Below are 18,746 nucleotides of genomic sequence, written 5' to 3'. Positions count from 1 at the left end.
CATGAAAAAATCACTGGCAGAACTGCGCGGCATCGTGATGCGCGCACAAGACAAGTGGACCGAAACCGGGTTGCCCCGCGTGGCCATGGTCCGGGCAGAGGCCTGTGCGGATCAGGTCTATCAGCCGATGTTGCATCTGGTGCTTCAAGGCACCAAGACCCTGTCGATCGGCGCGGATGTTTCCAGGTACACCGAGGGCACCTATTTTCTGGTGCCCGTCGATGTGCCCGCGACGGGCCAGGTACAGGCCGACACAGTGGATCAGCCTTATCTTGCCGTCAGCCTGACCCTGGATCCCGATGTAATCGCTACGTTGCTGTTGGACGAGGGCAAGGCGCCCAAGGCCTCGCAAAATACGTGTTTTGAAGGCGTGCGCGCGCCCGTTGAAATGATCGATGCATGGTTACGCATGATGCGGCTCATGGATCGCCCACATGAGGTTGCGATACTGGCGCCGATGATCGAACGCGAAATACTGCTGCGCGCGCTACAAGGGCCACTGGGCGATATTCTTCGTGACGTTGCACGACCGGATGGCCGAATGGTGCAGATCCGCCGGGTTACCCAGTGGATCCGTGAGCATTACGCAGAGCCTTTTCGCGTTGAGCTACTGGCGCGCATGTCGGACATGAGCGTTGCCGCCTTCTACCGGCACTTTAAATCCGTGACAGCTATGACACCGATCCAGTACCAGAAGCGGCTGCGCTTGCTAAGGGCGCGCTGGCTGCTGCTGTTCGATACGCTGGACGCGACGTCCATCGCTTATACCGTAGGATACGAAAGCGCCTCCCAATTCAACCGGGAGTATGCACGCCTGTTCGGTCTTCCTCCGGCACGGGACGCCGCCAGATTCAGGACGCCCGCGCAAACCGAAGGTTTAATAACAGCCTCCTGAACAGCCACCACCCACCTCAAAAGTCGGTGATCACCGTACCGTCAATACTCTCGGCAAACCCACCACCAAACATGTTGGCCGGCGTGGCAAAACCTGGCTGCCGCTCACCGTTTATCACTCGCCGCGCAGCTTCTACCGCCGCTAGCGGCGTATAGGAATAGCCGTTCACGGTTTCAATCACCGAGCGCACCGTTGCGCCATCAGCCCCGGTAACCTCAACCACTGCCCGCGCGCGATGAGCGGCCCTTTGCTGAGGCGTGGGACCATCAGGCAACTGCGACAGATCACCTTCGGGAAATCCGTCACCCGTGATATGCACGAACATCGCAATGTTGCGGATGCCGGTCGAATGCCAGCCCGTCACCAGGTCGCCGAATGACAAGGGTGCACAGAGGACCGGACCCTCGCCAAAATCAAAGAGGCGCGGCGCGGCATCCGGCGTCGCAACAAGTTCGCCATCGACCCTGGCGAGCACGCCTGCGCCGATGATCTCGCTGACGCTCATCGCCGACCCGCGAGACATCGAACCGGGGACCTGAAGCGCGATACTCAGCGCAACCGGTTTTACGGCACGCTTGGCAACATGCACCGCCAGCGAATCGGTAGGAACGACATCCCAGCCGACACCCGGTAACAGCATGACGTGATTCGCAGCCGCTTCAGCACCCAGCCCCTCGGCCATGCGGTAAATATTGATCTCGGCAGTGATATCCAAGTAGTGCACGCCGGCCCTGATACAGGCGTGCATCAACGGCTCGGCCGTTTGCGCGAACGGCCCGGCGAAGTTCAGCAATACTGAGATGCCAGACAAAGAGCTTTCGGCTTCGCGGGTATCAAACACCCGATAAGGCACGTCCAACTGCGCTGCGAGCGTTTCGAGACGCTTGGCATTACGCCCGGCGATTTCGAAATTCAGAGCGAGCGCTTTTGCTCGCTCAGCAGCCATACGACCGGTATAGCCTGTAGCTCCGTAGATCAGTAGCGTACTCATTGGACGTGCTGCCATTTCTTGTAGACGAATTCGAGGCTATACCCATCCGGGTCCAGCACATTGGCGGCGTAGTAATCGGGGTCGTAATGCAAGCGCGCCCCAGGCGGGCCGTTGTCGACCGCACCCTGATGCAGGGCCGCGGTATAAGCGGCGTCAACCTCAGCGTGGCTGCTTGCGACAAAACCAACATGGACCGCGCGCCCTTCCACGACGCCCTCACGCAACCAGAAAAACATCCGGCCATTGGCACCGAAGCCTTTCAGGTCAGGATGACCCGATGGGCCATCCTTGCCGTCGTAATTCAGCCGCGCGGTGATACCCAACGGGCTCAGGGCGGCTTCGTAGAAACGGATGGACCGTGCGATATCGCTCACGGACAAAAAGATATGATCCAGCATGGCGAAATCCTCATGTATTCAGATGTTGTAGCCACCGGCCACTTCGAGCGTCTGGGCATTGATCCAGGCGCTCTCTTCTGACAGCAACATGGCAATGACGCGCGCGACGTCTTCCGGCTCGCCGACCCGGCCGAGCGCCGTTTGCGCCGCCAGCTTCGCCTCGAACTCAGCGTTCAGTCCCCCGCCCAACCCGGTGCGGATGGCGCCGGGTGATACCGCGTTGGCCCGTATGCGCCGCTCGCCGAATTCTTTGGCCATATAACGGGTGAGCACCTCGAGCCCGCCCTTGAAGGCAGCATAGGGCGCCACGCCAGCGGTGGCGACGCGGGTAGTGGCACTGGTCAGGTTGACGATACTGGCATTTTCCGCGAACAGCGGCAGGAGGGTTTGAGTGAGAAAAAACGGCCCTTTGAGGTGCACGTTGAACAGGCCATCGAACTGCGCCTCGGTGACAGTTGCCAAGGGATTGAACAGGCCGTACCCGGCATTGTTGACCAGGCCACTCAACAGAGTGGCGTTCCAGGTGTCCCGTAAGGTCATTACCACTGACGTGCGAAACGCTTCGAAGCTGCCAACATCAGACACGTCGAGCTTGAGAGCGACGGCCTTGCCACCGACACGCTCGATGCGTTCCACGACGGTGTTCGCAGCTTGAGGATCAGTGTTGTAGGTCAGAATGACCCCCATTCCGCTCCGGGCAATGTGCTCGGCGGTACTGGCACCGATTCCACGGCTGCCGCCGGTAATCACGATAACGCTCATTTGATGTTCCTTGTGGCTTATAAGTGGCCCCACAGTACTCATCACGATCGCCAGGGTCGTACCCATTTCTACTCGAAACCTGCCTGTTTCTGCTTTTCGCTTGCATGGCGCAGGGTGCTGCCGTCAGCATGCCCGGCATGGACAATCAACTGAATGAACTCAGGTCGCTCGCGGCCAAGGCTGAAAACCGTCGTACCGAAACGGGCATCCCCCGCGTGGCCATGGTCAAGGGCAAAATCCCCGAACACATGCTGGCGGCGGTCTATGACCCGATGATCAATCTGATCCTGCAGGGCAGCAAGAGCATGAGCGTGGGGGATCGGACGCTTCGGTATGACCCTGCGACCTATTTCGTCATGTCCATTGATTTGCCAGCAGTGGGGTCTGTTCATCCAGGCGCATCGGGAGAACCTTACTTGGCAGTCAGCCTTACGCTTGATCCAGCTGTGTTGTCGACGCTATTTGAAGACCTGCCCAAACCTGTCAGCCGCCCTGAGAACAATCTCGGGTTTTCAGTGGCGTCAGTCACAACCGATTTGATGGATGCGTGGGTACGAATGCTGCGATTGATGGGGGACCCGGAGGCCATCGCCGCCCTCGCCCCGGTTTATGAACGGGAAATCATCTTCCGTGTTCTCCAGGGTCCCCATGGCTGGATGTTGCGAGAGATCGCAGCGCCAGATACGGCGATGGCCCGAGTCAACATGGCGATCCAGTGGATCCGCCGTGACTTCGCACAACCAATTGGGGTGGAACGCTTGGCGCAACGAGCATCAATGAGCGTCTCGGCGTTTCATCGCCACTTCAAGGCAGTCACCAGCCTGAGTCCTTTGCAGTATCAAAAGCGGGTTCGCCTGCTCCAGGCTAGAACACTGATGGTGGTTCACGCCAAGAGCGTCATGGCGGCTGCCTTCGAGGTCGGCTATGAAAGTGCGACACAATTCAGCAGGGATTATTTAAGGGTGTTTGGACTTCCTCCTGCACAAGATGCCGGAAGGATCCTCGGAAAAACGAGCGCCGCCAGACGCTAATCAGTCAGAGGAATGGTTAACCGGCTAGAAAAGATCCATGACCGTCAGCCAATCCGCATTTACCGGTTAGCCTCGCTGATAGTCCGAGTCATCCGCCATATTTACCTATGCATCGTGCATTAGCAGGCCTGGCGGTAAGCAAGCCGTCAGGCGCGCGACTACTTGCTCGGCTGCGCGTCATCCTTCTGCTGCATTTGTATCGATGACTTCGCGCCGTCGGTGTTGTCTTTGGTCTCGTTGTCCGAGTTATCGAAACAGCCTTGCAGCATGAGTGCACAGCACAGGCTTAGAAACAGAAGTGGCTTGTTCATATCGGGTGTCTCCATCGTTGCATGGTAGGGACGGCTCGGTTTCAGTGTCGCCAGGACAGTCATAGGGGTGGACGCCAAAAGCACCTCGACAGTTCGTTTTTTTGATCATTCTCGGCGAGAGGAGACTGCGCCGCCGATTGAAAAGCACCGTAATGAAAAAGCGCGGGATTTTAATCCGGGCTTTTTTGTTTCTGCGCCCCTTTTGCATTTCTGTGCGACAGATCCCGTTTCAGGGCTCCCCCAACCCTCTAGCACGGTGTTAGTTTGTAAGTGCATGTGTCTCAGCGTTGAGACACTCCTTTATTAACAGCACTGCCAAGGAATGCCCTTCTTAATGAATTTCCCTTTCAAGAAACTGGCCGCCACCACGCTGATGCTGGCCGGTCTATCCGCCTTCATTGCACCCGCGCAAGCCAACATCACTGCGCAGCAAAGCGCTGAAATCCTCAAGACGTTCAAGGCCGAGTCGGCTACGGATTTCCGTCAGTTCCTCGGCAGCCTGGCTAAAAGTGACTTGGCCAAGACAGCCAATATCAGCCCGGCCATTGGCGCTTTTCTCGACAACAAGACTCTGACGGCTGAACAGCAAAACGAGATCTATCGCCTGCTCGGTATCTACGCACGCGTGAAGTACAGCTCGGCGGCCACCGAGACCCTGCGCGAGTTGGTCGAGATTCCGACGTTTCGCAAGGACGGCGTTGCCCAGCATGACAATCCGGAATTCATCAAAATCGCTGAAAAGATCAAGGCCCTGGCCCAGTCTTTCAATCTGAATTTCCGCAACATCGACAACCGTGTTTACGAGATTTCCCTCGAAGGGTCCGGCGATGAAGTGGTCGGCATTCATGCGCATGCCGACGTGGTGCCGGTGACGCCGGAGAACTGGGTATTGAAGGACGGTACTCGTCTCGACCCGTTCAAGATCACTCTGATCGGCGATCGCATGTATGGTCGCGGCACCGAGGATGACAAGAACGGCATCGTGGTGACGATGTATGCCATGAAGGTCATCAAGGAAGAAAAGCTGCCGCTGGCACGTAATTTCAAGCTGTTGGTGGACACCACCGAAGAAACCACTGGCGACGCGATCCCCTACTATTTCGAGCGCAACCCGACGCCCAACTACAACCTAGCGCTGGATGGCGGTTACCCGGTGGTGATTGCCGAGAAAGGTTACGGCACCGTCATGGCCAACTTTGCCAAGCGCAAGGCTGAGGGCAAAGGCGCAGAAATCATCTCGATGACCGGTGGCTTGGCGACCAACCAGATTCCGTCGGCATCCGTCGCGACCTTGGTTACGGACAAACCTGCCGAGCTCGTCGCCAGCCTGCAAAAGGCCGGCGCCGACTATGCCAAACGTAATGGCGGCAACTTCGAGATCAGCGCCAAAGTCGATGGCAAAGACGTGAAGCTGACAGTCACAGGGGTATCTGCGCACTCCTCCGAACCCGAGTCCGGGGTCAATCCGGTGGCGCGTATGCTCGACTTCATCAATGGCCTTGATGGCAAAGTCGCGCTCAAGCACAACCACATTACTGACGCCGCACGCTACGCCGCCGACAACTGGGGGCTGGATTACCTGGGCAACAAATTGGATGTCGGTTTTTCCGATGCCTTCATGGGGCCGCTGACCACGTCGTTGACCTACGTCGCAATGGATGACAAGGCTTTTAAACTGGCGGTCAACCTGCGCGTGCCGAAAGGCAAGTCGCCGGAAAAGCTCAAGGCTGAAATCGCTGAGAAACTGGCGGCGTGGAGCAAGAAAACCCATGTTGCCGTTGCCTTCGACTATTCGATCGCCGAGCCGATGTACCGCAATCCAGAGGGCGAGTGGGTCAAAGCGCTGCTGGCGGTGGCCACTGAAAATCTGGGCATGAAACACGAGTTTGGTACTTCCGCTGGTGCAACCTCGGTGCATGAACTGCCCAATGGCGTGCAGTTCGGTCTGGCCCGGCCAGAGGCCAAATACACCGGTCACACCGACGGCGAATTCAAGACCGTGGAGCAATTCCAGCTTGATCTGCAGATCGTAACGGAAATGATTGGCCGGATCGGTCAGTTACCGAAGCTCTGATGCACGTGCGGCGAGGGATCGAACTCCCTCGCCGCCGCTCACAAATCCTCTCACAAAGTATCTCCAAAACCCTGCTTTCAACAGTCATGCCGGATAATGGCAAAGTGCCGGGTGACAAATTTGGTAATACAGTTTAACTTAGCGCGCCCCGCCAGATGGAAGGTCGGGTTTCAGCACTCAGTTAAGGAAAACGATGGCAATGGTCTATTGTCGTGCTTGCGCCAAGGAGCTTCACGAAACGGCGCTCAACTGCCCCCAATGCGGGGCTGTCCAGCAGGCCTTTGTGCCGCAAACGCAAGCCGAAACACCCTGGCTGGCCATCGTTTCACTGATCTTCGGGATTATCTGCGGACTCACCCTGTTTGATGACTCCGAATGGGACAGTGAGACGATCCTCGGCGTGGGGGTCTTCAGCATCGCAGGTCTCGCTTGCGGCATTATCTGCATCAACCAAAAACACTCAGGAAGAAACCTCGCGATCGCCGGCATTGTTTTGTCAGGCCTTACTGCGTTCGTTTTGCTCTGTCTATCGATTGAATAATTTTAGGGAAAAAATATGAGCATGGTTTTCTGCCGCGGTTGCGCCAAGGAAATAAGCACTTTGGCCGTGGCTTGCCCACAGTGCGGGGCGCCTCAAGCCACCCAACAGTCCTACCCAAGTGGCCCCGCCATTACGACGGGTAACCCGTACGTCGAGGCGTGGAGAAACTACGTAGTGTTCCGCGGCCGCGCCACTCGCCGTGAATACTGGATGTTCATTCTGATCAACCTGGGAATTTCTCTTGGCATCATCGCTATTGATGCCATGCTGAACACCAAAGGCATGCTGTACAACCTCTACAGCCTCGCGATCCTCCTGCCATCGATCGCAGTAGGCGTGCGTCGCATGCACGACACCGATCGCAGCGGCTGGTGGTTGTTGCTGCCTATCGTCAACCTTGTGTTCCTTGCGCAAGACAGCCAGCCGGGGCCGAATCGTTTCGGCGAGAACCGTAAAGGCAACAACTGATACACATCAGCATTGCTGATCGAGACGGCCTTCATGGCCGTCTCTTTGTTTCTGCAATCCATATGCATACGAGTAGCTGCATCTTTACTGGCCGCGCAAAACAGAATTGTCATCAGCCCGATTGATAGCCCCCTAACGAAAGGTGCATGCTAGAGGGCTCGCTCGGCGCTTATATCATTCCGAATGATAGTTACCTTCGCCTCATTCGATTCGTTTGCTCACTAGCCGCCGAGCATCATCCGCCCATCTTCAATACTTGGCGGATGCATTCCATGGAACAGTCACTCAAACATTTGCGCTTCCCGTTGGCCTTGTTGGCCGTACTGGTGATGAGCGCTTGCGGCAAAAATCCGGAAACCGCAGCCGCCCCGCCTGCTGCCAAAGTCAGCGTGGCCAAGGTGCTGGAACAACCGGTCAACGAGTGGGACGAGTTCACCGGGCGCCTCGAAGCGCCGGAAACTGTTGATATCCGTCCACGGGTTTCTGGCCAGATCGACCAGGTTGCGTTCACTGAAGGCGCGCTGGTAAAGAAAGGCGACCTGCTGTTCCAGATCGATCCGCGTCCATTCCAGGCTGAGGTTCGCCGCCTCGAAGCCTTGGTTGCACAATCGCGCGCCACCGCCACTCGCAGCGAAAACGAAGCCGCCCGAGGTGAACGTCTGCGTGCCAGCAACGCGATTTCCGCCGAACTCGCCGACTCGCGTACCAGTGCCGCGCAAGAAGCCCGCGCCGCCGTAGGCGCACTGCAAGCGCAACTGGATCTGGCCAGGCTGAACCTGAGTTTCACCCGCGTGACCGCACCCATCAACGGCCGTGTCAGCCGTGCCGAAATCACCGCCGGCAACCTGGTAACCGCCGACACCACGCCTCTGACCAGCGTGGTTTCTACCGATAAGGTCTACGCCTATTTCGACGCTGATGAGCGTGTATTCCTCAAATACACCCAACTCGCCCGTCAGGGTCAGCGCGGAGCCACCACCCCGGTGTACATGGGTCTGTCCAATGAAGACGGCAATCCGCACCTGGGTCAGATGAACTTCATCGACAACCAGGTCAACCCGAAAACCGGCACCATCCGTGGTCGCGCGGTGTTCGACAACAGCGACGGCACTTATACCCCGGGTCTGTATGCACGCCTGAAACTGGTCGGCAGCGGCACCTACGACGCCATGTTGATCAACGACGAAGCCGTCGGTACCGATCTGGGCAAGAAGTTCGTGCTGGTAATGGATGCGGACAACAAAACGGTTTACCGCGCCGTTGAACTCGGCCCGAAAATCGAAGGCCTGCGAATCGTCCGTAGCGGCCTGAACAAAGACGACACCATCATCGTCAAGGGCCTGCAACGCGTACGCCCTGGCTCACCGGTGACGCCTGAAGTCGTCCCGATGGCCAGCGAGCAAACCATCGCGGCACTCGCTCAACAACGTCAAGCGCTGGAAGCCAGCAACCTGCCTAAAGTCACGCCTGCCAAAGGCGCGTCCGGCTCGGTTGTGAAGCTGGCCGCTACGACCCCACGCGGTTAAGGGACGAGAACTCCGATGAATTTTTCCCAATTCTTCATTTCACGGCCGATCTTCGCAGCGGTGCTGTCGCTGCTGATCCTGATCGCCGGTGCGATTTCGCTGTTCCAGTTACCGATCAGCGAATACCCGGAAGTTGTGCCACCGACCGTGGTGGTGCGTGCAAACTTCCCGGGCGCCAACCCAAAGGTCATCGGTGAAACCGTGGCGGCGCCTCTGGAGCAAGCCATCACCGGCGTCGAGAACATGCTGTACATGTCCTCGCAATCGACCGCTGACGGCAAGATCACGCTGACCATCACCTTCGCCCTGGGCACTGACCTGGACAACGCGCAGGTGCAGGTGCAGAACCGGGTCACCCGAACCGAGCCGAAACTTCCCGAGGAAGTGACGCGCATTGGTATCACCGTCGACAAAGCTTCACCTGACCTGACCATGGTTGTGCACTTGACCTCCCCGGACAAGCGTTACGACATGCTCTACCTGTCCAACTACGCGATCCTCAACATCAAGGATGAGCTCGCTCGTCTGGGCGGTGTCGGTGATGTGCAACTGTTCGGCATGGGCGATTACTCGCTGCGTGTGTGGCTTGATCCGAACAAGACCGCTTCGCGCAATCTGACCGCGACCGATGTGGTGACCGCCATTCGTGAGCAGAACCGCCAGGTAGCCGCCGGACAACTGGGTGCGCCCCCTGCCCCGACAGCACAGAGCTTCCAGCTGTCGGTCAACACTCAGGGCCGACTGGTCACCGAGGAAGAGTTCGAAAACATCGTCATTCGTGCAGGTGACGATGGTGAGATCACTCGACTTAAAGACATCGCTCGCATTGAACTGGGCTCCAGCCAGTACGCGTTGCGTTCGCTGCTGAATAACCAGCCGGCGGTGGCGATCCCGATCTTCCAGCGTCCAGGTTCCAACGCCATCGACATCTCGAATGACGTTCGGGCGAAAATGGACGAGCTGAAGAAAGGCTTCCCGCAAGGCATGGATTACAGCATCGTCTATGACCCGACGATCTTCGTACGCGGTTCGATCGAAGCCGTGGTTCACACCCTTTTCGAAGCGCTGATTCTCGTGGTCCTGGTGGTGATCCTGTTCCTGCAAACCTGGCGCGCCTCGATCATTCCCTTGGTGGCGGTGCCGGTATCGTTGATCGGTACGTTTGCGGTGATGCACCTGTTCGGCTTCTCACTCAATGCCCTGTCGCTGTTCGGCCTGGTGTTGGCCATCGGTATCGTGGTGGATGACGCCATCGTGGTGGTGGAGAACGTCGAGCGAAACATCGAACTCGGGCTCACACCGGTCGAGGCGACCAAGCGCGCCATGCGTGAAGTGACGGGCCCGATCGTTGCCACGGCTCTGGTGCTGTGTGCGGTGTTTATTCCGGCGGCGTTCATCTCCGGCCTCACCGGTCAGTTCTATAAGCAGTTCGCACTGACCATCGCAATCTCGACCGTGATCTCGGCGTTCAACTCGCTGACCCTATCGCCGGCGCTGGCTGCTGTATTGCTGAAAAGTCATGACGCACCGAAAGACCGCTTCTCCAGAGTGCTCGACAAGATCTTCGGTGGCTGGCTGTTCCGCCCGTTCAACCGCTTCTTCGAACGTGCCAGCCATGGCTACGTCGGCACGGTGGCTCGGGTTATCCGCAGCAGTGGCATTGCCCTGATCCTGTACGCAGGCCTGATGGTACTGACCTTCTTCGGCTTCTCGCACACCCCGACCGGTTTCGTACCCGGCCAGGACAAGCAATACCTGGTGGCCTTCGCGCAATTGCCGGACGCCTCGAGCCTGGACCGCACTGAAGACGTGATCAAGCGCATGTCCGATATGGCGCTGAAACAGCCGGGTGTGGAAAGTGCTGTAGCGTTCCCGGGCCTGTCGATCAACGGCTTCACCAACAGCCCGAACGCCGGCATCGTGTTCGTGACCCTGAAACCGTTCGATGAACGTAAAGACCCGAGCATGTCTGCCGGAGCCATCGCCGGCGCCCTGAACGGCCAGTTCGCGGACATTCAAGAGGCGTACATGGCGATCTTCCCGCCGCCGCCGGTACAAGGTCTGGGCACCATCGGTGGTTTCCGCCTGCAAATCGAAGACCGGGGCAACCTGGGCTACGACGAGCTGTACAAAGAAACCATGAACATCATCAACAAGAGCCACAACGTGCCGGAACTGGCGGGCCTGTTCACCAGTTACACCGTGAACGTGCCGCAGGTCGATGCCGCTATCGACCGCGAGAAAGCCAAGACTCATGGCGTGGCGGTCAGCGACATCTTCGACACCCTGCAGATTTACCTGGGTTCGCTGTATGCCAACGACTTCAACCGTTTCGGACGCACTTATCAGGTCAACGTTCAGGCCGAGCAACAGTTCCGCCTCGAATCCGATCAGATCGGTCAGCTGAAAGTGCGTAACAACAAAGGCGAAATGATCCCGCTGGCGACCTTCATCAAGGTAAGCGACACCTCGGGCCCGGATCGCGTGATGCACTACAACGGCTTCATTACCGCAGAAATCAACGGTGCGGCAGCCCCCGGCTACAGCTCTGGCCAGGCCGAAAAAGCCATCGAGAAACTGCTCAAGGAAGAACTTCCGAACGGCATGACCTACGAATGGACCGACCTGACCTACCAGCAGATTCTGTCCGGCAACACCGCGCTGTTCGTGTTCCCGCTCTGCGTACTGCTGGCGTTCCTGGTGCTCGCGGCTCAATACGAAAGCTGGAGCCTGCCACTGGCGGTGATCCTGATCGTACCGATGACCCTGCTGTCAGCCATTACCGGTGTGATCATCTCTGGCGGCGACAACAACATCTTCACCCAGATCGGACTGATCGTACTGGTGGGACTTGCGTGTAAGAACGCGATTCTGATCGTCGAATTCGCCAAGGATAAACAGGAAGAAGGCCTCGATCCGCTCGCGGCGGTACTGGAAGCCTGCCGTCTGCGTCTGCGGCCGATCCTGATGACCTCCTTCGCGTTCATCATGGGTGTGGTGCCACTGGTGTTCTCCAGCGGTGCCGGTGCCGAGATGCGTCACGCCATGGGTGTGGCGGTGTTCTCCGGGATGCTCGGGGTGACCTTCTTCGGTCTGTTGCTGACGCCAGTGTTCTACGTACTGATTCGTAACTTTGTCGAACGCGGCGAGCAGCGCAAAGCGGCCAAGGCGCACTCTCTTCAAAAGCCACTGGAGGCGCAACAATGAGTCTGAAAGTCTTCCTGCCGAGTCTGCTGGTGCTGGCCCTGAGCGCCTGCGCCGTCGGCCCCGACTACAAGACCCCGGCGACGGAGGCGGCCAACATCACGACCGCCACCGACGGCGCCAACGGTCAGAAGAACTTTGACCGTTCGAAGTTCGAAGGCATCTGGTGGCAGCAGTTCGACGATCCGACCCTCAACCAGTTGGTGACGCAATCGCTGCAAGGCAACCGTGAATTGCGCGTGGCGTTTGCCCGCTGGAAAGCCGCACGGGCGATCCGCGATGACGCCAGCAATGACATCATGCCGACCATCACCAGCCGCGCCAGCAGTGATCTGGCCAAGGGGCAAATCCCGGGCCAGACCACCAATCGGGTCAGCAGTGAACGCTATGACCTGGGCCTGGACATGGCCTGGGAGCTGGACCTGTTCGGGCGCATCCAGCGCAATCTGGAAGCCAGCGATGCCGATCAGCAGGCCGCTGAAGCCGATTTGTACCAACTGCAAGTCACTATGATTGCCGAGCTGGTGGACGCTTACGGTCAACTGCGTGGCGCACAACTGCGCGAAAAAATCGCGGTGGCCAACCTGAACAACCAGCAGGCGTCACGCAAGATCACCATCAGCCTGCGTGATGCCGGCGTTGGCGATCAGCTCGATGTCGAACGTGCCGATGCGCGTCTGGCCTCGGTCGAAGCCAGCGTGCCGCAACTGCAAGCCGAGCAGGTTCGGCAGAAAAACCGCATCGCCACCCTGCTGGGTGAGCGTCCGGACAAACTGACCGTCGACCTGAGTCCAAAAGACCTGCCGGCAATTGCCAAGGCCTTGCCAATCGGCAACCCGGGCGAGCTGCTGCAACGTCGTCCGGACATCCTCAGTGCTGAACGCCAACTCGCCTCAGCCACAGCGCGAATTGGCGTGGCGAAAGCGGACCTGTTCCCACGGGTCAGCCTCAGCGGCTTCCTCGGCTGGACGGCCGGGCGTGGTTCACAAATCGGTTCCTCGGCGGCCAACGCCTGGGCACTCGGCCCGAGCATCACCTGGGCGGCATTCGATCTCGGCAGCGTGCGAGCGCGTTTGCGCGGTGCCGATGCGGATGCCGAGGGCGCGCTGGCGACCTACGAGCAACAAGTGCTGTTGGCACTGGAAGAGTCGGAAAACGCCTTCAGCGACTACGGCAAGCGTCAGCAACGCCTGATCTCGCTGATCCGCCAGAGTGAATCGAGCCGCAACGCTGCCGACCTGGCAGAGATTCGCTATCGCGAAGGCACCACAGATTTCCTGGTGCTGCTCGACGCCCAGCGTGAACGGCTGAATGCCGAAGACAGCCAGGCCCAGGCCGAAGTGGATCTGTATCGCGGGATTGTCGCGATCTACAAAGCCCTCGGCGGTGGCTGGCAGCCGGAGACGGTCGCCAGCAAGTAACCATTGATTGTCAAAGAGCTCCTTTGGTTGGCCGCAACCAACCAATTTTTTGCCCCGCGTATCATTCGGTCGCGGGGCTTTTTTATGCCCCAAATTGCAGGAGAGGCCAAAGTTGCTCCTCCATTTGAAATGCGTTCCGCAGCGCCTACAGGGGATCGCGTTACGTTTCGCATGCTCGGGTTTGACTCACGGCCCGAGCTGACCGAAGCTTGCCGCTCTGCTCAAGTACGTCTGTTTTCGGAAACCCGCATGCCTCAGTCTCGCCGCTATCTGCTTATCTGCCTTGGCCTCGTGCTTATTGTCGTCGTGGCGTGGCTAGCCCTGCGCAGCACCACGCCGGTGATTCCGGACGCGATCAAGCATGGCTACAGCGAAGCGCTGGGCGCTGCCCGAACCGGCGAACCGGGGGCGGCGCGTCAGCTGTATCAGCAATTGGGCCGGCCGGACCTGTCGGTCAAGCGCCGCGTCTGGCTGCACGGCGAGCTGCCCAATTACCCGAGCCCACAGGCGTTGAAACTCGCCGACGCTGACCTGCAGCACGAAGCGCCCGAGGTGCGGGTGGCAGCCATCAAAAGTGTGGTTGGACTCGTGCCGGGCGGGCAGCGCAGCCTGTTGCTGGGGCCGATGCTTGATGATGAGGAACCGACTGTCCGGTTTGCCGCGATCAATGCCCTGCTCGGCCTGACCCCGGATGAACTCGGGCTGTATTTTGCAGCGTTGCAGCAGGCCATCGACGGCTGGGAGCAAACACTCAGGGATCTACCGCCGAGCGCCGCTTCTTATGAGCAACTGGCGCGTCTCCATCTCCATAACGCAGAGTTCAAAGAGGCACAGCTCGCATTGGAGAATACGCTGCGCCTGGACCCCGGCAATTTACCGGCGCTGGTGATGCAGATCGATGTGCTCGACCGCCAGGGGCAGGCCGACGCCGCGCGACAGTTGCTCGCGCAAAAGCTTAAAGCCCAGCCTGACTCCGCCTATCTGCAACATGCCCTGGGGCTGTGGTTGCTGCACCATGGTCAGCGTGAATATGCCCTGCTCGGTTTGTCCAAAGCGGTTGAGTTGGAGCCGGATAACAAAGATTACCGCTACGACCTCGCCACCACTCTTCACGGCGCAGAAGAACTGGAAGCGGCGCAAAAGCAACTGCAGGAAATCGTCCAGCGTCACCCGGCCGATCGCAAGGCGCGGGTGCTACTGATCAACTACTGGAAAGAAAGCGGACAATTGCAGAATGTGCAGATTCTGCTCGCCCAGCTTGAACAGTTGAATCCCGACGATCCGGCAATACAGCAGGGGCTTTGACATCGTCCTGTGGTGAGGGGATAAATTCGCTCACCACAGAGAATTTCCAGCCATCATGAAAGAAAAAGCGGAACTGCCATCACGGCTACGGGTCAAGTAAACAGGCAGTCCACACTAGACGGCTGCCTCGCTTCCCCTAGTCATGAGAGGGCATTTTTTGTCTACATCTAACGAGTTGATCAGTGCAAAAGCCGCCACCGGCATTGAAGGCCTGGATGACATCCTCGCCGGAGGCTTGTCTCGCGGTCACGTATTTTTGCTGGAGGGTGAGCCTGGCACCGGCAAAACCACTGCCGCGCTGCATTTTCTAATAGCTGGCGCGAAAGCCGGCGAGCGCTCGTTGTACATCACACTCTCGGAAACCGAGCATGAACTGCGCCAAGGTGCGCTGTCGCACGGCTGGGAGCTAGACGAAAACATCAAGATCTTCGAGCTGACGCCCCCGGAAAGCCTGCTTAATGCAGAGCACCAGCAGAGTTTGCTGTACTCCTCCGATCTGGAATTGGGCGAAGCCACCAAGCAGATATTCGAAGCGGTCGAACGCTTCAAGCCGACCCGCGTTGTCCTCGACAGCCTTTCAGAGATCCGTCTGCTCGCACAAAGCTCCTTGCGCTACCGCCGACAGATTCTGGCAATCAAGCACTACTTCGTGCGTTATAACGCGACGGTTCTGCTGCTCGACGACTTGACCACCGAGTCTCTCGACAAAACCGTACACAGCGTGGCCCACGGCGTGATTCGACTGGAAGAAATCACCCCCAACTATGGCGCCGAGCGTCGCCGAGTACGGGTAGTGAAGTACCGTGGCCAAAAGTACCGCGGCGGTTATCACGACTTCACCATCATGGGCGATGGCGTGCATGTGTTCCCACGACTGGTCGCAGCCGAACACCGCGGCGACTATCCACGCCAGCAATTGTCCAGCAGCATCCCGGAAATGGACGCTCTGCTCGGTGGCGGCATTGAAACCGGCTCCAGCACGCTGATTCTGGGCCCGGCGGGTACGGGCAAATCGCTGATCTCGATGATCTTCGCCGCCGCCGCTGTAGCCCGCGGGGAAAAGGCGGCGCTATTCATCTTTGACGAAGAGCTGGAACTGCTTTACGAGCGGATGAAAAACATCGGTATCGACCTCAAAGCCCTGCGCGCCACCGGCAACCTGATGATCGAACAAGTCGACGCGGCCGAGTTGTCTCCGGGGGAGTTCTCCCATCGCGTACGTCGCTGCGTTGACGAGGGCCAGATCAAAACCGTGGTGATCGACAGCATCAACGGCTATCAGGCGGCAATGCCTGAAGAAAAAGCCTTGGTGTTGCACATGCACGAATTGCTGCTGTATCTGAACCGCAAAGGTGCAGCGACGTTCATGACAGTCGCCCAGCACGGCTTGGTCGGCGACATGCAAGCACCGGTGGATATCACGTACCTGGCCGACACGGTGATTCTGTTGCGCTACTTCGAGGCCATCGGCAAGGTGCGCCGCGCTATTTCCATCATCAAGAAGCGCACCGGTAGTCACGAATCGACGATCCGCGAATACCTTATTTCGACGCAAGGCATGGTCATCGGCGAACCGCTGGAAGCCTTTCAGGGTGTACTTCGTGGTGTCCCGACTTACCTCGGTGAGAAAAAACCGCTGTTGCAGGAACGCTTATGACTGGCTCGGTGCCGCTGGCCGAACGGGCGCTGATTCTGGCGCCCGTGGGTCGCGACAGCCAAATTGCGCTGATGATTCTCAACGAGGCCGGGTACGACGGCTTGATCACACCGAATCTCGCCGAACTGTGTGCGCAATTGGAAGCCGGTGCCGGACTGTTGCTGATCGCTGCCGAAGCGTTGCGCGGCCCGGAGCTGGAAACGTTGTTTCTGCACCTGGAAGAGCAACCCGCATGGTCGGATCTGCCGACCATTTTGCTCACCCATCACGGCGGACAGGAACAGGGCCCCTCCTCTCGACTCAGCGATCAGTTAGGCAACGTAACGTTCCTTGAGCGGCCGTTCCATCCAGCGACTCTGATCAGCCTGGTGTCCGCAGCTCTTCGCGGCCGGCGACGACAGTACGAAGCCCGTGACCGTCTGATTGATCTGAGTGAAAGCGAACGACGCCTGCAATCGACGCTGGAAACCCTCGAACAGCAAGTCGAAGAACGTACCGCGCAGCTGCGGCACAACGAAGAAGCATTGCGTCAATCGCAAAAAATGGAAGCAGTCGGTCAGCTCACAGGCGGTATCGCTCACGACTTCAACAACATGCTCACCGGCATTATCGGCAGCCTTGAATTACTTCGTCGGCGCCTGGCCCGAGGGCGCACAGAAGACCTCGACAGCCTGATCGACCTGGGCGTGACCTCGGCCAATCGGGCTGCCAGCCTGACTCATCGCCTGCTGGCTTTTTCTCGCCGGCAATCGCTCGACTCCAAAGCCGTGCAAATGAATAGCCTGGTGCTGTCGATGGGCGAGTTGCTACAGCGCAGTCTCAACGAAAGCATTCAATTTGAAATGCGGCTGGACGAAAAACTCTGGGTGGCCGAGGCGGACCCCAATCAACTGGAAAGCGCCCTGCTCAACCTGGTCATCAACGCCCGCGATGCCATGCCCGAGGGCGGCAAATTGGTAGTCGAGACGAGTAATCAGGTCCTGCATCGTGAATTCACGGTGGCTTACCCCAATCTTGAGCCCGGCGATTATGTGATGCTAAGCGTTACCGACAACGGCTGCGGCATGCCACAAAGCGTGATCAGTCGCGCGTTCGATCCATTTTTCACCACCAAGCCGATCGGTCAGGGCACAGGCCTGGGGCTGTCGATGATTTACGGCTTCAGCAAGCAGTCTCGCGGCCACGTGTCGATCGACAGCGAAGTCGATCAGGGCACGACCGTCAGACTTTACCTGCCGCGCTACCGTGGCGAAGAACTTGAGCAACCCGCGACCGACATCCAGCAATCGCCGCACGCAATAGACGGCGAAACCGTACTGATCGTCGAAGACGACCCGGCCGTACGCGTGCTGGTCAGCGCGGTGCTCGGTGAGTTGGGTTATGCGTTTCTGGAGGCTGGAGATGCCGACGGCGCAGTGCCGATTCTCAATTCAACGCAGCGCATCGATCTGCTGATCAGCGACGTCGGCCTGCCGGGCATGAATGGTCGGCAGCTGGCTGAGATTGGCCGGCAATACCGGCCGGAGCTGAAGATTTTGTTCATCACCGGGTACGCCGAGCATGCGGCGGTGCGCGGCGGCTTCCTGGACTCGGGAATGCAGATGATCACCAAGCCGTTCACCTTTGATCTGTTGACCGCCAAGGTGCGCGAGATGATCAAAAGCTGAAGCCTCAGAAAAACTGCAGGAGCCGCCTTAGGCTGCGATCTTCTGACCTTACACACGTCAAAAGATCGCAGCCTGCAGCAGCTCCTACGTGAGGGCGATCAGGCTCAGGCCAACAGTTCCTGAATCTTTTCCTGCAACGCGTCCAGATCAAAGGGCTTTTCCAGGATCGGCGCCTTGAGCGTGATCGGGCTACCGGTCTCGCGGATTTCCTGCGGATAACCGCTGATGAAAATCACCTTGAGGTCGGGTCGCAGCTTCACGGCGGGCTCGGCGATTTGTACACCGGAGATGCCACCGGGTAAACGGAAGTCCGTAATCAACATGTCCAGATGTGGCTTGCTCGCGAGGATTTCGAACGCCTGCTCACCGTTTTCGGCCTGCAAGACACGATAGCCGTGCCCCGACAGGTAATCCGTCAAAATCATCAAGATAACCGGTTCGTCCTCGACGACGAGTACTACATCTTGTGCATCTACGCTCATGGGAAGCCTATGT

At 58.5% G+C, this 18,746-nt stretch carries 16 protein-coding genes; 11 read left to right on the top strand and 5 right to left on the bottom strand.

Going from position 1 to position 18,746, the window contains the following annotated elements; translation table 11 throughout:
• Window position 1 precedes the first annotated feature (1 nt).
• Entirely contained in the window at window positions 2-895 is an 894-nt protein-coding gene (locus AB4P91_RS18215; RefSeq protein ID WP_150591920.1) for an AraC family transcriptional regulator, read from the top strand.
• A 16-nt stretch (window positions 896-911) separates the two neighbouring features.
• Here the strand turns inward: AB4P91_RS18215 and AB4P91_RS18210 are convergent, their stop codons facing one another.
• From AB4P91_RS18210 to AB4P91_RS18200, 3 genes are read right to left on the bottom strand one after another with little or no spacing between them, the layout of a single operon-like run.
• Window positions 912-1,886: a saccharopine dehydrogenase family protein gene (locus AB4P91_RS18210; protein WP_395603358.1), complete on the bottom strand. Its 975-nt coding sequence runs from the start codon at window positions 1,884-1,886 to the stop codon at window positions 912-914.
• Complete coding sequence (locus AB4P91_RS18205) at window positions 1,883-2,284, bottom strand: VOC family protein (RefSeq protein WP_210699962.1); 402 nt, start codon at window positions 2,282-2,284, stop codon at window positions 1,883-1,885. Before AB4P91_RS18205 ends, AB4P91_RS18210 begins: the two co-directional genes overlap by 4 nt.
• An 18-nt stretch (window positions 2,285-2,302) precedes the next feature.
• Window positions 2,303-3,046 (bottom strand): SDR family NAD(P)-dependent oxidoreductase, encoded by a 744-nt coding sequence (locus tag AB4P91_RS18200; protein WP_395603357.1) that lies wholly within the window; start codon window positions 3,044-3,046, stop codon window positions 2,303-2,305.
• A gap of 137 nt (window positions 3,047-3,183) precedes the next feature.
• On the opposite strand from AB4P91_RS18200, the gene AB4P91_RS18195 reads away from it, so the two are divergent.
• Complete coding sequence (locus AB4P91_RS18195) at window positions 3,184-4,077, top strand: AraC family transcriptional regulator (protein WP_150591924.1); 894 nt, start codon at window positions 3,184-3,186, stop codon at window positions 4,075-4,077.
• A 158-nt stretch (window positions 4,078-4,235) separates the two neighbouring features.
• Here the strand turns inward: AB4P91_RS18195 and AB4P91_RS18190 are convergent, their stop codons facing one another.
• Window positions 4,236-4,388: a hypothetical protein gene (locus AB4P91_RS18190; RefSeq protein WP_191623970.1), complete on the bottom strand. Its 153-nt coding sequence runs from the start codon at window positions 4,386-4,388 to the stop codon at window positions 4,236-4,238.
• 334 nt (window positions 4,389-4,722) lie between these two features.
• Between AB4P91_RS18190 and AB4P91_RS18185 the strand changes: the two genes are divergently transcribed.
• The 9 genes from AB4P91_RS18185 (at window position 4,723) to AB4P91_RS18145 (ending at window position 18,251) form a co-directional block, all read left to right on the top strand.
• Window positions 4,723-6,462, top strand: coding sequence for a dipeptidase (locus tag AB4P91_RS18185; RefSeq protein WP_395603356.1), 1,740 nt, complete (start codon window positions 4,723-4,725; stop codon window positions 6,460-6,462).
• A 193-nt stretch (window positions 6,463-6,655) separates the two neighbouring features.
• Window positions 6,656-7,003 carry a DUF4190 domain-containing protein gene (locus AB4P91_RS18180; protein WP_150591926.1) on the top strand — a complete coding sequence of 116 codons (348 nt, stop codon included), beginning with the start codon at window positions 6,656-6,658 and terminating at the stop codon, window positions 7,001-7,003.
• Window positions 7,004-7,018: 15 nt separating this feature from the next.
• A complete protein-coding gene (locus AB4P91_RS18175) occupies window positions 7,019-7,471 on the top strand; it encodes a DUF805 domain-containing protein (protein WP_150591927.1) in 453 nt (150 codons plus the stop codon).
• 272 nt (window positions 7,472-7,743) lie between these two features.
• Window positions 7,744-8,997 (top strand): multidrug efflux RND transporter periplasmic adaptor subunit MexE, encoded by a 1,254-nt coding sequence (gene mexE / locus AB4P91_RS18170; RefSeq protein WP_150596434.1) that lies wholly within the window; start codon window positions 7,744-7,746, stop codon window positions 8,995-8,997.
• Window positions 8,998-9,012: 15 nt separating this feature from the next.
• Complete coding sequence (locus AB4P91_RS18165; protein ID WP_150591929.1) at window positions 9,013-12,204, top strand: efflux RND transporter permease subunit; 3,192 nt, start codon at window positions 9,013-9,015, stop codon at window positions 12,202-12,204.
• Window positions 12,201-13,622, top strand: a complete 1,422-nt coding sequence (locus tag AB4P91_RS18160; protein WP_150591930.1) for an efflux transporter outer membrane subunit — start codon at window positions 12,201-12,203, stop codon at window positions 13,620-13,622. The genes AB4P91_RS18165 and AB4P91_RS18160 overlap by 4 nt, the downstream gene beginning before the upstream one ends.
• 249 nt (window positions 13,623-13,871) lie before the next feature.
• Window positions 13,872-14,927 carry a tetratricopeptide repeat protein gene (locus AB4P91_RS18155; protein WP_150591931.1) on the top strand — a complete coding sequence of 352 codons (1,056 nt, stop codon included), beginning with the start codon at window positions 13,872-13,874 and terminating at the stop codon, window positions 14,925-14,927.
• 157 nt (window positions 14,928-15,084) lie between these two features.
• Window positions 15,085-16,584, top strand: coding sequence for an ATPase domain-containing protein (locus AB4P91_RS18150; RefSeq protein ID WP_395603355.1), 1,500 nt, complete (start codon window positions 15,085-15,087; stop codon window positions 16,582-16,584).
• Window positions 16,581-18,251 (top strand): ATP-binding protein, encoded by a 1,671-nt coding sequence (locus AB4P91_RS18145; protein WP_150591933.1) that lies wholly within the window; start codon window positions 16,581-16,583, stop codon window positions 18,249-18,251. Before AB4P91_RS18150 ends, AB4P91_RS18145 begins: the two co-directional genes overlap by 4 nt.
• 104 nt (window positions 18,252-18,355) lie before the next feature.
• On the opposite strand, the gene AB4P91_RS18140 is transcribed toward AB4P91_RS18145, so the two are convergent.
• Window positions 18,356-18,733: a response regulator gene (locus AB4P91_RS18140; RefSeq protein ID WP_150591934.1), complete on the bottom strand. Its 378-nt coding sequence runs from the start codon at window positions 18,731-18,733 to the stop codon at window positions 18,356-18,358.
• Between the last annotated feature and the right edge of the window lie 13 nt (window positions 18,734-18,746).

Origin of the sequence: Pseudomonas sp. B21128, assembly GCF_044218865.1 — a bacterium.
Classification (GTDB): domain Bacteria; phylum Pseudomonadota; class Gammaproteobacteria; order Pseudomonadales; family Pseudomonadaceae; genus Aquipseudomonas; species Aquipseudomonas iridis.
This window is presented reverse-complemented; position numbering and strand designations above follow the sequence as displayed.